The following is a 14,463-nucleotide window of genomic DNA, read 5'->3' as shown; positions in this document are numbered from 1 at the left end:
GGCGCCGGCCGTCGCGCGCATCCGTGACCACCCACCACGTCGCACGGGGCATCCGCCCCGCGAGGAGCAACCGCATGTCCAGCGAGTTCTTCATCCCGGACCCGGACGGCCAGGTCCCCACCGCCGAGGGCTACTTCGGCGCCTACGGCGGCAAGTTCATCCCGGAGGCGCTCGTCGCCGCCGTCGACGAGGTCGCCGTCGAGTACGACAAGGCCAGGTCCGACCCCGCCTTCGCCCGTGAGCTCAACGACCTCATGGTCAACTACACCGGCCGCCCGAGCGCCCTCACCGAGGTGTCCCGCTTCGCCGGACACGCGGGCGGCGCCCGGGTCTTCCTCAAGCGCGAGGACCTCAACCACACCGGCTCGCACAAGATCAACAACGTGTTGGGCCAGGCCCTGCTGACCAAGCGGATGGGCAAGACCCGGGTCATCGCCGAGACCGGCGCCGGTCAGCACGGCGTCGCCACCGCCACCGCCTGCGCCCTCTTCGGCCTCGACTGCACCATCTACATGGGCGAGGTCGACACCCAGCGCCAGGCCCTCAACGTGGCCCGGATGCGGATGCTCGGCGCCGAGGTCGTCGCCGTCACCTCCGGCAGCCGCACCCTCAAGGACGCCATCAACGAGGCGTTCCGCGACTGGGTCGCCAACGTCGACCGCACCCACTACCTCTTCGGCACGGTCGCTGGACCGCACCCCTTCCCCGCCATGGTCCGCGACTTCCACCGGGTCATCGGCGTCGAGGCCCGCCGCCAGATCCTGGAGCGCGCCGGACGCCTCCCCGACGCGGCGGTCGCCTGCGTCGGCGGCGGCTCCAACGCCATCGGCCTCTTCCACGCCTTCGTCCCCGACGCGGACGTGCGCCTGATCGGCTGCGAGCCCGCCGGGCACGGCGTCGAGACCGGCGAGCACGCGGCCACCCTCACGGCGGGCGAGCCCGGCATCCTGCACGGCTCGCGGTCGTACGTCCTCCAGGACGAGGAGGGCCAGATCACCGAGCCGTACTCGATCTCGGCGGGCCTCGACTACCCCGGCATCGGCCCGGAGCACGCCTACCTCAAGGACACCGGACGCGCCGAGTACCGCGCCGTCACCGACGACGCGGCCATGCAGGCCCTGCGCCTGCTCTCCCGCACCGAGGGCATCATCCCGGCGATCGAGTCGGCGCACGCCCTCGCCGGAGCCCTGGAGGTCGGCAGGGAACTCGGCGAGGACGGCCTGATCCTGGTCAACCTCTCGGGGCGCGGCGACAAGGACATGGACACGGCCGCCCGCTACTTCGGCCTCTACGACGGGGAGGGCTCCCGGTGACGAACGGCAACATCCAGCTGCTCGGCGACACCCTGGCCAAGGCGAAGGCCGAGGACCGGGCGGCGCTCATCGCCTACCTGCCCGCCGGTTTCCCGACCGTCGACGGCGGCATCGCCGCGATCAAGGCCGTCTTCGAGGGCGGCGCCGACATCGTCGAGGTCGGCCTCCCGCACAGCGACCCGGTCCTCGACGGCCCGGTCATCCAGACCGCCGACGACATCGCCCTGCGCGGTGGAGTCAAGATCGCCGACGTCATGCGGACGGTCCGCGAGGCCCACGAGGCCACCGGGAAGCCGGTCCTCGTCATGACGTACTGGAACCCGATCGACCGGTACGGCGTCGAGCGCTTCACCGAGGAGCTCGCGGCGGCGGGCGGCGCGGGCTGCATCCTGCCCGACCTGCCCGTCCAGGAGTCCGGACTCTGGCGCGACCACGCCGACAAGCACGGTCTCGCCACCGTCTTCGTCGTCGCGCCCAGCAGCAGGGACGAGCGCCTCGGCACCATCACCGCGGCCGGTTCCGGCTTCGTCTACGCCGCCTCCCTCATGGGAGTCACCGGCACCCGCGAGTCGGTCGGCGAACAGGCCGCCGACCTCGTCCGCCGCACCCGGGCCGCCACCGCGTCCGGCCGGGAGCTCCCCGTCTGCGTCGGCCTCGGCGTCTCCAACGCCACCCAGGCCAAGGAGGTCGCGGCCTTCGCCGACGGCGTCATCGTCGGCTCCGCCTTCGTCAAGCGCATCCTCGACGCCGACGGCGACGAGGCGGCGGGACTCGCCGCCGTAAGGGAACTGGCGGCCGAACTCGCCGAGGGCGTGCGACGCCTTCCGTAACCCGTTCGGGTGGATAAGTGACCGGGGAGGCGCGGACGTGCCTCCCCGGTTCGTTCCCCGGACGTGAGCGAGAAGAACCGTGGTGACGGTAACCGGAGCGCGCGGGAGCGCCTTCAGCAGCAGCGCGAGCGCGAGAAGAGCCAGGAGAGGAAGCGGCGGGTCCTGATCGTGACCGCCGCGGTGGTCGGCGTCCTCGGCCTGGCGGCGGTCGTCGGGGTGATCGCCGCCAACGTCGACAAGGGCGGCGGCTCCGACAAGGCGGGTCCGGTGGTCGCGCCCACCGGGGCGACCGACCAGGACGGCAAGCCCGCCATCCCCACCGGGAAGCCGGACGCGCCCTCGACCCTCGCGATCTGGGAGGACTTCCGCTGCCCGGCGTGCGCCCAGTTCGAGAACGTGATGCGGGACAGCATCCATGAGCTGGAGGCCGCCGGAGCCCTCAAGGCCGAGTACCACCTCGCCACCCTCATCGACGGGAACATGGGCGGCAGCGGTTCGCTGCGCGCGGCGAACGCGGCGGCGTGCTCCCAGGACGCCGGGAAGTTCACCGCGTACCACGACACGCTCTACATCAACCAGCCGCAGGAGACGGACGACGCCTTCGGCAAGAACGACAGGCTGATCGAGCTGGCGGGGAAGGTCCCCGGCCTCGACACCCCCGCCTTCCGCTCCTGTGTGAACGACGGCACCCACGACAGCTGGGTGGCCGAGTCGAACAAGGCCTTCCAGAACGGCGGCTTCCGGGGCACGCCGTCCGTCCTCCTCAACGGGGAGTCGGTCTTCCCGACCAAGGGCAACGAGCAGATCTCCCCGGCGAACCTGAAGAAGTGGGTCGCCGAGGCCAACAAGGGCAAGAAGCCCGGAACGGCCTCGCCCCCGGCCGGCTGAGCCGCTTCCCCGGCGGATTGGTTATCCAGAAGTTGCCGGACGGGCTGCCGCCGCGCCCGTCCGGCAGGGTAGCGTCGGACCTGCCATGGAACTTGCCTACATCCCCAGCCCGTCGACCGGCGTGATCCACCTCGGACCGATCCCGCTGCGCGGCTACGCCTTCTGCATCATCCTCGGTGTCTTCGTCGCCGTCTGGTACGGCAACAAGCGCTGGATCGCCCGGGGCGGCACCGCCGGCACCGTGGCCGACATCGCCGTCTGGGCGGTGCCCTTCGGCCTCGTCGGCGGACGCCTCTACCACGTCATCACCGACTACCAGCTGTACTTCAGCGACGGTCAGGACTGGGTCGACGCCTTCAAGATCTGGGAGGGCGGCCTCGGCATCTGGGGCGCCATCGCGTTCGGCGCGGTGGGCGCCTGGATCGGCTGCCGCCGCCGGGGCATCCCGCTCCCGGCGTACGCCGACGCCATCGCCCCCGGCATCGTCCTCGCCCAGGCCATCGGCCGCTGGGGCAACTGGTTCAACCAGGAGCTCTACGGGAAGCCGACCGATCTGCCCTGGGCCCTGAAGATCACCGCGAGCGCCAACCGCGAGGCCGGGCTGTACCACCCGACCTTCCTGTACGAGTCGCTGTGGTGCGTCGGCGTGGCCGTCCTGGTCGTCTGGGCCGACCGCCGCTTCACGCTCGGCCACGGACGCGCCTTCGCGCTCTACGTCGCCGCCTACTGCGCGGGCCGCGCCTGGATCGAGTACATGCGGGTCGACGAGGCCCACCACATCCTGGGCGTGCGGCTGAACGTGTGGACGGCGATCGTCGTCTTCCTGCTCGCCGTGCTCTACATGGTGATCTCCGCCCGGGTCCGTCCGGGCCGCGAGGAGATCGTGGAGCCGAGGGCCGCGGCGAAGGAAGCCGCCGGTACCGAGGAGGGCGCCGAGGACGGTTCCGTGAAGGACGCCGACGCGGAGGCCGGTTCCGATGAGAAGGCCGGGGCCGAGGAGTCCGGGGACGCCGTCAGGGACGGTGCCGAAGAGGACGCCGGGGAGTCCGGGAAGTCGGGACGGTCCGGCGAGGACGTCGGGCACGGCGCGGGATCGACGGCCAAGGGCTGACCCCCCCCACCCACGACGGAAGGGCCACCGGAGCCATGGGTTCCGGTGGCCCTTCCGCTTGTCCGGGCCCGTCGGCCGGGGCCGGGGCGGGCCGGGGCGTACGGGTCAGGCCGTGCGGGTCAGGCCGTGCGGGACGCCAGGGCGAGGAGCCGGTGGGCGCCCGCCACCACGGCCGCGTCGACGAACCGCCCGTCCGGCAGGGCCTGCGCGCCCCGCTCGGCGTCCGCCGCCGCGACGACCTCCCGCGCCGCGTCGATCTCCGCCGGGGTCGGCAGATAGGCCCGCTCGATGACCGGGAGCTGCCGGGGGTGGATGGCGGCCCGCCCGAAGAAGCCCATCGCCCGGCCCCGGGCGCACCCGGCGGCCAGCGCCTCCAGATCGCCGACGTCGGGATGGACCGACTGCGCCGGGGGCGGGAGGGCCGCCGCGCGGGCCGCCACCACCACCCGGCCGCGCGACCAGTCCAGACCCCCGTCCTCGCGCACGTTCAGCTCGGCGCGGAGGTCCGCCTCACCGAGCGCGACGCCCCGTACGGCCGGATGGGCGGTGGCGATGGCGTACGCGTGCTCCACGGCCAGGGCGCTCTCCAGGAGCGGGTAGAGGGGGAGACCGGGGGCGAGGGCGGCGATCCGGTGGATGTCGGTGGCGTGTGTCACCTTGGGGAGACGGAGACCGTGGAGTCCGGGGAGGGGGGCCAGCGTGGGGATGTCGTACGGGGAGTGGACGCGGACGTGCACCGGGACGGGGGAGGGGTCCGCGAGGAGATCCGCCGTGGCGTCCAGGGCGTACGCCTTGCGGTGCGGGGCGACCGCGTCCTCCAGGTCGACGATCACCACGTCGGCGCCGGAGAGCAGCGCCTTGCGGACCACCTCGGGCCGGTCGCCGGGGGCGTACAGCCAGGTCAGCGGGGTGGGGGAGCGGTCCGTGCCGTTCCTGCGGGCGGCGCTCATACCGCCCCCTGGGCGCGCAGGGCGTCGATCTCGGCGGGGCCGAGGCCCAGTTCACCGAGGACGGCGGTGGTGTCGGCGCCGTGCGGGCGGCCGGGCCAGCGGATCGCGCCGGGCGTCTCGGAGAGCCGGAAGAGGACGTTCTGCATCCTGATCGGGCCGAGCTCCGGGTCGTGCACCTCGGTGACGGTGCCGAGCGCCCGGTACTGGGGGTCGTCCACGACGTCCCGCACGTCGTAGACGGGCGCGATGGCCGCCTCCGCCTTCTCGAAGGCGGCCATCGCCTCGTCGCGGGTGCGGCGGGCGATCCAGGAGCCGACCGCCTCGTCGAGGACGTCGGAGTGCGCCGCCCGTCCGGTGCCGTCCGCGAACCACGGCTCGTCGATCAGCTCCGGCCGCCCGACGAGCCGCAGCACCCGCTCGGCGATCGACTGGGCCGAGGTGGAGACGGCGACCCAGGAGCCGTCGGCGGTCCGGTAGGTGTTGCGCGGGGCGTTGTTGCGGGAGCGGTTGCCGGTCCGGGGCTGGACGTAGCCGAGCTGGTCGTACCAGAGGGGGTGGGGTCCGATGACGGCGAGCATCGGTTCGATGATCGCCATGTCGACGACCTGGCCGCGGCCGGTCGTGGTCCTCGCGGTGAGCGCGGTCAGCACGGCGTACGCGGTGGCCAGGGCGGCGATCGAGTCGGCCAGACCGAAGGGGGGCAGGGTCGGCGGGCCCTCGGGCTCACCGGTGAGGGCGGCGAATCCGCTCATCGCCTCGGCGAGGGTGCCGAAGCCGGGCCGGTGGGCGTACGGGCCGAACTGGCCGAAGCCGGTGACCCGGGCGAGCACCAGCCGCGGGTTGACGGCGGACAGCTCCTCCCAGCCGAGACCCCAGCGCTCCAGGGTGCCGGGGCGGAAGTTCTCGACGACCACGTCGGCGTCGGCGGCGAGCGCCAGGAGGGTGTCACGGCCGCCGGGCGACGACAGATCGAGGGTGATCGTCCGCTTGTTCCGGCCGAGGACCTTCCACCACAGACCGACGCCGTCCTTGGCGGGGCCGTGGCCACGGGACGGGTCGGGCTTGCGGGGGTGCTCGACCTTGACGACGTCGGCGCCGAAGTCGCCGAGCATCATGGCCGCGAGCGGACCGGCGAAGAGGGTCGCCAGATCCAGGACCCGCAGCCCCTCCAGCGGGGGCCCGGGGGCGGGGTCCGGGCGGGCGGACGCGGTGGCGTCGGGTGCGGTGGTCATACGCGGTCGGTCTCCCTGTTGCCGAGGGGCCCGAAGGCCGCCTCGATCTCCGTGCGGAACGGCATCGACGTCGAGGCGCCCTCGCGCCGCACGGAGAGCGCGGCGGCGGTCTGCGCCCAGGCCAGCGCCTCGGGGAGGGGACGGCCCTCACCGAGGGCGACCGCGAGCGCCCCGACGAGGGTGTCGCCCGCGCCGGTGGTGTCCACGGCCCGTACCCGGGGGGCGGGGACGAGGACCGGTTCGGCGCCGCGCACCGCGTGGAGACCGCCGGCCGCCCCGAGGGTGACGATCACCTCGGGGACGTCCCGGAGCAGGGCCAGCGCCGCCTCGCGGGGGTCGGCCCGGCCGGTGAGCGCGGCGGCCTCGTGCTCGTTGGGCACCAGCAGATCCGTCGCGGCGAGGAGTTCGGCGGGCAGCGGCCGGGCGGGAGCGGGGGTGAGGACGGTGCGGACGCCGAGGCGGCGGGCGGTCACCGCGCCCTCCACGACGACGGAGAGGGGGAGTTCGAGCTGGAGGAGCAGGGTGTCGGCGGTGCCGATGAGGGCCTCGTCGCCGTGGGTGAGGGCGGTGACGGTGCCGTTGGCGCCGGGGACGACGACGATCGCGTTGCCGCCCCGGTCGTCGACGACGATGTGGGCGGTGCCGGAGGCACCCTCGACGGTGCGCAGCAGGTCGGTGTCGACCGAGGCGTGGTCGAGCGCGGACCGGAGCCGCGCCCCGAAGTCGTCCGTGCCGACCGCGCCGATCATCGACACCCCGCCCCCGGCGCGGGCGGCGGCGACGGCCTGGTTGGCACCCTTGCCGCCGGGGACGGTGCGGAAGGAACGGCCGGTGACGGTCTCGCCGAGGGCGGGCGCCCTCGGGACGTAGGCGACGAGGTCCATGTTGGTGCTGCCGAGTACGACGATGCCGGTCATGGGCGTACGGCCTCCAGGAGGGTCAGTTCGGCCAGGGTGTCGAAGCCGGTGCCGTCGAAGGACGGGACGGAGGTCGACAGCCGGTTCTTGAGGGGAGAGGTCCAGTGTCCGGGCAGCCGGTCGGGGTGACCGGCGAGCAGCCCGGCGACCGAACCGGCGGTGGCGCCGTTGGAGTCGGTGTCCCAGCCGCCGGAGACCGCCGCGCAGATCGAGCGGGAGAAGTCGCCCTCCGCGTGCGTGAGGGCGGCGGCGAGCAGGGCGGCGTTGGGGACGGCATGGACCCAGTGGTACCCGCCGAGTTCGGCGTGCAGCCGGTCGACGACCGGATCGAAGCCGTCCGGTCCCGGCGGGGCCTCGCGGGCGTACGCGATGCCCCGGCGGACCGCCTCCGCGAGCCGGGAGCGCGGCGGGACCACGGCGAGGCCCGAGGCCAGCGAGCGGTGCACGTCGGCGGTGCCGCTCGCGGCGGTGGCGAGGGTGGCGGCGACGAACATGGCGCCGTAGACGCCGTTCGCGGTGTGGGTGAGGACCGCGTCCCGGTGCGCCTGCGCGGCGGCGGCCACCGGGTCGCCCGGATGGGTCCAGCCGTGCACGTCGGCGCGGATCCCGGCGCCGATCCACTCGCGGAACGGATTGCGGCGGAGGGCGGTCAGCGGGGGCTCCACCCCGTCGAGGAGGTTGCGGTAGGCGACGCGTTCGGCGGTGAAGGCGCGGCCCGCGGGGAGGGCGTCGAGCCAGAGACGGGCGACGTCGGCGGTGCTGAAGCCCCGGCCGTGCCGCCGCAGGAGCAGCAGGTTGAGCAGGGCGTAGTCGAGGTCGTCGTCCTCGGGCATACCGTCGATGTTCTCGGCGAGGGAGGTGGTGGCGGAGCGCCGGTTCCAGGGGTGCGCGGCGAGCAGCTCCGGCGGGACGCCCCGGGCGGTGAACCAGGTGGTGAGGGGCCAGTTGCCGGTGGCGCGGGCGAGGGCGCGCAGGGCGGAGAGGGGCAGCTTCTCGACGGGCTTGCCGAGCAGACAGCCGATCGCGCGCCCCAGCCAGGCGGCGTGCAGCCGGTCCCGGAGGGCGTCGCGGGCGGCGGATTCCTGGCCGTACGCGGCGCGGGGATGACCGCGCGCGTCCGCCGGTCGGTGGTGGCCGGGGGTGTGGGGGCGGGGGCGCGTGTCCGGGTGGGCGTCCCTGGGGTTGTCCCCGTGGTCGTACCCGTGGTCGTACCCGTGGTCGTGCCCGTGGTGGTCCCCGTGGTCGTACGTGGCGCGGGGGGCGTCGGGCCCGTCCACCGGCTGGTGGCGGCCGGGGGGTCCGCCGGGGGTGCGGGCGTCCGGGTGCGCGTCGGGGCGGGCGGCCCCGTGGCCGTACGCGGAACCGGGGCGGGTGGTGTCCTCGTCGGGGGCGTGCTGCCCGTGCGGATGCCCGTGTTCGTGGGGCGGTGGGGTCGTCCGTCGGGCCGGAGCGCCGGACCGGCCGGGGCGTACGGGCCGGACGGGGGCGGGTCCGGTGGGCGCGGTCCCGGTGGTGGGGGTGGCCGTCAGGGCGTGGATCGCGGGCAGGGAGGTCGGCTCGTGGACGGCGAGGGGGGTGGGGAGCGCCGCCAGGGCGTCCAGGATCTCCTCCGCCAGGGGGCGCAGCTCCGGGCGCGGCACCCCGGAGGCGCCCGCCGTCTCCGGAGCCGGGGCGCCGCCCGCCGCGTACCAGCGGGCCGCGAGCGCGCGGGCGTCGCGGCCGTCCTCCCGCGCCTGCCGCAGCTCGTGCCCCACCAGGTCCTCCGGCTGCACCCAGGTCAGCCGGAGGTTCACCGGGCCGCGCCGGTCAGCGCGGTGAACGCCGCCTCGTGGGCCCGGCGGCGCGCGGTGTCCCGCGCGAAGACCTCGTGCGCGACCTCGGCCAGGGCCCGCGCCGGGGCGTGCAGATCGAGACGGCTGGCCTCCGCCACCCGTTTCGCCCAGTCGGCCGGCACCGCGGACTCCCCGCCCAGCGCGCCCGCGAGCGCCCCCGCCATCGTGGCGGTCGAGTCGCAGTCGCGGCCGTAGTTGACGGCGCCCAGGACCGTACGCCGGAAGTCGCCCTCGCCGACGAGCAACATGCCCAGGGCGACCGGCAGTTCCTCGATCGCGTGCAGCCGGGACGGGCGGCGGGCGCCGAGGGACGGTGTGCGGTAGTCGGGGCCGACGGAGTCGAAGGGCGCCACCGCCGCCCGCAGCGGAGCGAGCGCCGACTCGAAGTCCCGTTGTCCCGAGGCCACTTCCGCGACCGCCTCGATCGCCGCCCGGGTGCCGTCCTTCGCCAGCGAGAGCGCCGTCCCGAGCACCGAGGACGGTGTGGCGCCCGGCGCGCACGCCGCCGCGACCGCCGCCGCGAAGACGCCCGCCGCCTCCCGCCCGTACGAGGACTGGTGCGCGCCCGCCACGTCGAGGGCCTCGGCGTACGCGGCCTCCGGATGGGCCGCGTTGACCAGTCCGACCGGCGCCATGTACATCGCGGCGCCGCAGTTGACGATGTTTCCGTTCCCGGCCTCGCGCGGATCCGCGTGGGCGTAGTGCAGCCGGGTCACGATCCACTTCTCGGCGAGGAAGATCCGCTGGAGCGGCAGCGCCTCCGCCTCCAGCTCCGGGATCCACACCGGGGCGTCCATGAGTTCGGGGACCAGCCGGTCCGCGACCGCGTACGCGTCGAGGTGCCCGCGGACCTTCGCGTACACCCGGATCAGGGCGTGGGTCATCAAGGTGTCGTCGGTGACGTGCCCGTCGCCCTTGTGGTACGGGGCGATGGGGCGGGCGGTGCGCCAGCCGTCGCCGTTCCAGGGGCCGACGATCCCGGTGACCCGGCCGCCGTGGCGCTCCACGATCTGCTCGGGGGTGTACCCCTCGACGGGGCCGCCGAGCGCGTCGCCGACGGCGGCCCCGAGGAGGCTGCCGGTGATCCGGTCATCCAGAGTGGGTGTCATGTCGGAATTGTCCACCTGGGGTGGCCGGTTCCGTGGTTGTCAGCAGCCCGGCGAGTTCGACGAGGTCCGTCCCCGCGAGCCGGGGCAGCGCGCAGCCCGCCAGTGTCCGGCAGGCGTCCCGCCAGGTCGCCGGGACCGAACGGCCGCCGCCCAGCGCCCCGGTGAGCGCGCCCACGAGGGCGGGGGCGGAGTCCGCGACCCGGGACAGACAGGCGGCGGCCGGTACGGCGGCCGTCATCCCGCCCCCGGCGGCGGTCGCGAGGGCCAGGGCCACCGGGACGGTCTCGGCGGCGGCGATGCCGTAGCTGTAGACGTGGTCCACGATCCGGTGCTCCAGGAGCGGGACCAGTGCGAAGGCCGAACCGGCGGTCCGCGCGAGCTCCACCGCGTACCGGGCGTTGCGGCCGATCTCGGTGACCGGGGGGAGTTCGGCGAGGGCCGCCGCCACGGCCCCCTCCACCGTCGCCCCGCCGAGCGCGGCGGCGATCGCCGCGGCCATGGCGCGGGCGCCGTGGACGCCGTCGCCGTCCTGGGTGTACCGGGCGTCGAACTCGGCCAGTTCGGCGGCGGCGCGCGGGTCGCCCGGGTGGGCGAGGGCCAGGACGGCGGCCCGTACGCAGGCCGCGTCGTCGAAGTAGTGCGGGTTGTCGTGGCCGGTGGCCGGGGGGCGCAGGCCGGTGGCGAGGTTGCCGAGGCCCGCGCGGACCGAGATCCGGGCCCGGAGCGGGAGCACGGCGGACTCCACCTCGGGGGCGCGGTCGGCGGCGGCGGCGACCTGTCCGGCGAGGGCGTTCCAGGCGAGGTCGACGGCGGCCCGGAGCCTGCGCTCCGGGGGGAGCCCGGCGAAGACCGGGCCTCCGGCGGCGAGCAGGGCCTCGGCGGTGAACGCCGCCCACTCGGCGTCGTCCGAGGGGCCGAGCCGCAGCGGCTCAGGGGGCTGGTTGAGCGCGAGGGGTACGGGGAGGGTGGTGGTCGCGTTCTGTTCGGCGAAGGTGTCGAGTTCGCGGGTGAGACGGCGGGTCCACTCGGGCATCCGGGCCGCGCGGTGCCGGGCGGCGGGCCATCCGGCGGCGTCGCCCGCCGCGATGCCGAGGAGCAGGCCCTCGACCGCGTCCCTGCCCGGCACGCGGGGCGCCGCCCCGTCGGGACCAGTGCCGTCCCGGGCCGGGGGCGCGTCCGCACCCCGCCAGGAACCGGTGCCCCGCACGGGGGCGGGCCGCCGGAGGACGCCGGTCACGGCGGCGAGGTCCTGCCGGGCGCCGGTCGCGGAGACGGCACCCCGCACCGGGGCCGGGGCCGGGTCCTGCCGGACGCCGGAGACGGAAGCGGCGCCCCGCACCGGGTGCTGTGCCCACCCGTCCCGCCCCGCGGGCCGACTGCCCGCGGCGGCCGGGGGAGGGAAACGGCCCGCGTCGGCCGCGGGGCCGCTCGCGGTGGTGATCGGGCTGGTGGTGACCGGCCCGGTGGTGGCCGGGCTGGTGGTGACCGGGCCGATGGTGACGGGTCCGGTGGTGATAGGTCCGGTGGTGACGGGTCCGGTGGTGACCAGTGCGGTCGGGCGCGAGTTGTCTGCGCCGTTGCCGTTGCCGTTGCCGTTGCCGTTGCCGCTGCCGCTGCCGCTGCCGCTGCCGCTGCCGCTGCCGCTGCCACTGGCCGTATCCATGCGGGTGGTCGGCCCGGTCGTTCCCGGTGGTGTGCCGTCCGTGGTGGGGGGCTTCGTGCGTCGGGCCGCCGGGGGCGTACTCGTATCCGGGGTCGTTCCGTTCGGGTTCATCGGGTGTCCCCCTCCGGGGTCAGCAGGTCCGCGACGTCCAAGACGTGGTGGCCGCGCATCGAGGGCAGGCAGCTGCCCGTCACCGGGCCGATCGCCGAGGACCATTCCTCCGGGATCGCCGACGCGCCCGAGAGGGCTCCCGCCAGGGCGCCCGCGACCGCCGCCGTCGTGTCCGCGTCGCGGCCCATGTTGACCGCCGTCAGGACCGCCGTACGGAAGTCGCCCCGGGCGGCGGCGAAGGCTCCGAAGGCCAGGCCCACCGCCTCCGGGGCCAGGTCCGTCCACGGGTAGCCGCCGATGACGACCGCCGAGCGGACCTGGCGTTCGCGGACGAGCGGGTCCGGCTGGACCCGCTGGGCGGCGACCACCGCGCGGCGCAGCGAACGGGCCGTCCAGGAGTCCATCGGAACCGCCGAGAGGGCCGCCGCGATCACCCCGGTCACCCCCGCGCCGCCCATCGCCGCCGCGACGCCCGCCGCGACCGCCTGGCCGCCGTAGATGCCCTCGCCCTCGTGGCTGACGCTGCCGTCGATCGCGACCAGCCGGGCCGCCTCCGCCGGGCGTCCCGCCGCGAACACCCCGAACGGCGCCGCGCGCATGGCGAGGCCGTCGCTCCACGCGTGCCGGTGCTGGGCGGAGATGGGCGCGGCGAGGCCCCGCCGCAGGTTCTCCAGGGTGCCGCGCTCCGAGAACCCCGCACCCCGGAAAGGGCCTTCGTCGAGGTCGGCGATCCAGCGGTGCCAGGCCTCCTCGACGTGGTGGACGGTGAGGGCCGAGCCGTGCCGGGCCAGCAGCAGCGCCGAGAAGACGGCGTACTCGGTGTCGTCGGTGCCCGCCGGACGCTCCGTCACGAAGCCCTCGATCCGGCCCCAGCGGCCGCGGATCTCGGAGGGCCGCATGTTCTCTGCGGGCGCGCCGAGCGCGTCGCCGACGGCGAGCCCGAGGAGCGCCCCCCTCGCGCGTTCGCGCGTGTCGCATGTCGTGGTGGTCACCATCACGAGGCCCCTCCTCGGTGGGGGCGCGCCGATGGCGCCCGGTGCCTGGATCTCTGCCACTTCGGGCCGGGAACTCGCCGAAGAAACGTCTCTGTCACCCGCCTGACGCCCCGCCGGAATCCGGTCCGCGCAGTGCGGCGTACGGCTTCGCGCGGTGCGGCACCCGGCTCCGCGCACTGCCGCGCACAGCAAGGCACGCCTTAGTAAGTACGGCCTGCCTTGCTGGCGCGACCCTTACATCGCGCGTATTTTCGAAGGCGTTGGGGGCGGCGGGTGCGAGACCCGGCCCGCCGGAACGAAGGGGAGATCCATGTCCATCATCGAGGCGCACGCGCCACTGCACGAGGCCCACCGCGACAACCACACGCACCGCGACGTGAACGGCGGCTGGCTCCGTCCCGCCGTCTTCGGCGCGATGGACGGTCTCGTCTCCAACCTCGCCCTGATGACCGGTGTCGCGGGCGGCGCGGTCTCCTCGCAGACCGTCGTCATCACCGGGCTCGCCGGTCTCGCGGCCGGTGCCTTCTCGATGGCGGCGGGCGAGTACACCTCCGTCGCCTCGCAGCGGGAACTCGTCCAGGCGGAACTGGACGTCGAGCGGCGCCAGTTGCGCAAGCACCCCGTCGACGAGATGGAGGAGCTGGCCGCGCTCTACGTCTCCCGGGGCGTCGAGCCCGCGCTCGCCCGCGAGGTCGCGATGCAGCTGTCGAAGGACCCCGAGCAGGCGCTGGAGATCCACGCCCGCGAGGAACTGGGCATCGACCCGGACGACCTGCCGTCGCCGACGGTCGCCGCCGTCTCGTCCTTCGGTTCCTTCGCGCTCGGCGCGCTGCTGCCGCTGCTGCCGTACCTGCTGGGCGCGACCTCGCTCTGGCCCGCCGTGCTCCTCGCCCTCCTCGGTCTCTTCGCCTGCGGCGCGCTCGTGGCCCGGGTGACGGCCCGGGGCTGGCTCTTCAGCGGACTGCGCCAGCTGCTGCTCGGTGGCGCGGCGGCGGCGGTCACGTACGGACTCGGGATGCTCTTCGGGGCGGCGCTGTAGCCCCCGGGGCCCGGTGGCCCCGCGACCCTTCGGCCGGGCCCCGCGATCTTTCGCGCGGGCCCGTGGTCTTTCGGGAACGGGCCCCGGGCCTCGCCGCCACGCCCTTTCGCCCCGCGCGCCTTCGGCCGGGGCTCCGCAGCCCCGTGTCCCTTCGCCCGGGGCTCCGCCCAGCCCCGTGTCCTCGCGGGCCCGCGAGCACACGTCGACCCCCACGCGAGCCCCGTAGGCCCCTCGCGAAGCCCTGAGAGCCCCTCGACCCCACGGCGCCGAATCCCCGGGACCCCCCCGGCCCCACACGGGCGCCGAATCCCGCCCGTACGCCCCCGCGGACCCCGTACGCCCCACGGCGGGCCCTCCGGCCCGGGGCCCGCCGTCTTCGTGCGGTGCCCATTCAGGGACGAAAGCCCCGTACGGGTTGTGACGTATCTCCCTGGGCCGATCGGCCGTCTCGATGAGACACTATGCAGGACGCC

Annotated in this window: 12 protein-coding genes; 5 read left to right on the top strand and 7 right to left on the bottom strand. The window is 75.2% G+C overall.

Annotation, left to right across the window (positions count from 1 at the left end; translation table 11 throughout):
- The first annotated feature begins 74 nt into the window (after nucleotides 1-74).
- The 4 genes from trpB to lgt all read left to right on the top strand — a co-directional run bounded on the left by trpB (nucleotide 75) and on the right by lgt (nucleotide 4,142).
- A complete protein-coding gene (gene trpB / locus ACFXGN_RS08295; RefSeq protein WP_384855113.1) occupies nucleotides 75-1,313 on the top strand; it encodes a tryptophan synthase subunit beta in 1,239 nt (412 codons plus the stop codon).
- Entirely contained in the window at nucleotides 1,310-2,143 is an 834-nt protein-coding gene (gene trpA / locus ACFXGN_RS08290) for a tryptophan synthase subunit alpha (protein WP_384855110.1), read from the top strand. Before trpB ends, trpA begins: the two co-directional genes overlap by 4 nt.
- A 63-nt stretch (nucleotides 2,144-2,206) precedes the next feature.
- A complete protein-coding gene (locus tag ACFXGN_RS08285) occupies nucleotides 2,207-3,031 on the top strand; it encodes a DsbA family protein (RefSeq protein WP_384855108.1) in 825 nt (274 codons plus the stop codon).
- An 85-nt stretch (nucleotides 3,032-3,116) separates the two neighbouring features.
- Nucleotides 3,117-4,142 (top strand): prolipoprotein diacylglyceryl transferase, encoded by a 1,026-nt coding sequence (lgt, locus tag ACFXGN_RS08280; RefSeq protein WP_384855105.1) that lies wholly within the window; start codon nucleotides 3,117-3,119, stop codon nucleotides 4,140-4,142.
- A gap of 119 nt (nucleotides 4,143-4,261) precedes the next feature.
- Here lgt and ACFXGN_RS08275 read toward each other — a convergent pair whose 3' ends face one another.
- The 7 genes from ACFXGN_RS08275 to ACFXGN_RS08245 form a co-directional block, all read right to left on the bottom strand.
- A complete protein-coding gene (locus ACFXGN_RS08275; protein ID WP_384855104.1) occupies nucleotides 4,262-5,092 on the bottom strand; it encodes an HpcH/HpaI aldolase/citrate lyase family protein in 831 nt (276 codons plus the stop codon).
- The gene (locus ACFXGN_RS08270; protein ID WP_384855101.1) at nucleotides 5,089-6,324 is read right to left on the bottom strand and encodes a CaiB/BaiF CoA transferase family protein; all 1,236 of its coding nucleotides are present in this window, start codon (nucleotides 6,322-6,324) and stop codon (nucleotides 5,089-5,091) included. The genes ACFXGN_RS08275 and ACFXGN_RS08270 overlap by 4 nt, the downstream gene beginning before the upstream one ends.
- The gene (rbsK, locus tag ACFXGN_RS08265; RefSeq protein ID WP_384855098.1) at nucleotides 6,321-7,241 is read right to left on the bottom strand and encodes a ribokinase; all 921 of its coding nucleotides are present in this window, start codon (nucleotides 7,239-7,241) and stop codon (nucleotides 6,321-6,323) included. Before rbsK ends, ACFXGN_RS08270 begins: the two co-directional genes overlap by 4 nt.
- Complete coding sequence (locus tag ACFXGN_RS08260) at nucleotides 7,238-8,788, bottom strand: ADP-ribosylglycohydrolase family protein (RefSeq protein ID WP_384855889.1); 1,551 nt, start codon at nucleotides 8,786-8,788, stop codon at nucleotides 7,238-7,240. Before ACFXGN_RS08260 ends, rbsK begins: the two co-directional genes overlap by 4 nt.
- A 242-nt stretch (nucleotides 8,789-9,030) precedes the next feature.
- The gene (locus ACFXGN_RS08255) at nucleotides 9,031-10,182 is read right to left on the bottom strand and encodes an ADP-ribosylglycohydrolase family protein (RefSeq protein ID WP_384855096.1); all 1,152 of its coding nucleotides are present in this window, start codon (nucleotides 10,180-10,182) and stop codon (nucleotides 9,031-9,033) included.
- Entirely contained in the window at nucleotides 10,163-11,308 is a 1,146-nt protein-coding gene (locus ACFXGN_RS08250) for an ADP-ribosylglycohydrolase family protein (RefSeq protein ID WP_384855888.1), read from the bottom strand. The genes ACFXGN_RS08255 and ACFXGN_RS08250 overlap by 20 nt, the downstream gene beginning before the upstream one ends.
- 644 nt (nucleotides 11,309-11,952) lie before the next feature.
- Entirely contained in the window at nucleotides 11,953-12,951 is a 999-nt protein-coding gene (locus tag ACFXGN_RS08245) for an ADP-ribosylglycohydrolase family protein (RefSeq protein WP_384855885.1), read from the bottom strand.
- Nucleotides 12,952-13,261: 310 nt separating this feature from the next.
- On the opposite strand from ACFXGN_RS08245, the gene ACFXGN_RS08240 reads away from it, so the two are divergent.
- Nucleotides 13,262-13,990: a VIT1/CCC1 transporter family protein gene (locus ACFXGN_RS08240; RefSeq protein WP_351779188.1), complete on the top strand. Its 729-nt coding sequence runs from the start codon at nucleotides 13,262-13,264 to the stop codon at nucleotides 13,988-13,990.
- Nucleotides 13,991-14,463: the final 473 nt, after the last annotated feature.

It is taken from the genome of Streptomyces sp. NPDC059247, from assembly GCF_042754005.1.
Classification (GTDB): Bacteria; Actinomycetota; Actinomycetes; order Streptomycetales; family Streptomycetaceae; genus Streptomyces.
Note: the sequence above shows the minus strand (reverse complement) of the source record. Positions and strands in the feature narration are given on the sequence as shown.

What these genes read in the sequence shown, in the direction of transcription:
- ACFXGN_RS08255 (WP_384855096.1), bottom strand. Translation starts at nt 10,182, where the DNA reads ATGACACCCACTCTGGATGACCGGATCACCGGCAGCCTCCTCGGGGCC.
- ACFXGN_RS08245 (WP_384855885.1), bottom strand. Translation starts at nt 12,951, where the DNA reads ATGGTGACCACCACGACATGCGACACGCGCGAACGCGCGAGGGGGGCG.
- ACFXGN_RS08275 (WP_384855104.1), bottom strand. Translation starts at nt 5,092, where the DNA reads ATGAGCGCCGCCCGCAGGAACGGCACGGACCGCTCCCCCACCCCGCTG.
- ACFXGN_RS08270 (WP_384855101.1), bottom strand. Translation starts at nt 6,324, where the DNA reads ATGACCACCGCACCCGACGCCACCGCGTCCGCCCGCCCGGACCCCGCC.
- lgt (WP_384855105.1), top strand. Translation starts at nt 3,117, where the DNA reads ATGGAACTTGCCTACATCCCCAGCCCGTCGACCGGCGTGATCCACCTC.
- rbsK (WP_384855098.1), bottom strand. Translation starts at nt 7,241, where the DNA reads ATGACCGGCATCGTCGTACTCGGCAGCACCAACATGGACCTCGTCGCC.
- ACFXGN_RS08240 (WP_351779188.1), top strand. Translation starts at nt 13,262, where the DNA reads ATGTCCATCATCGAGGCGCACGCGCCACTGCACGAGGCCCACCGCGAC.
- trpB (WP_384855113.1), top strand. Translation starts at nt 75, where the DNA reads ATGTCCAGCGAGTTCTTCATCCCGGACCCGGACGGCCAGGTCCCCACC.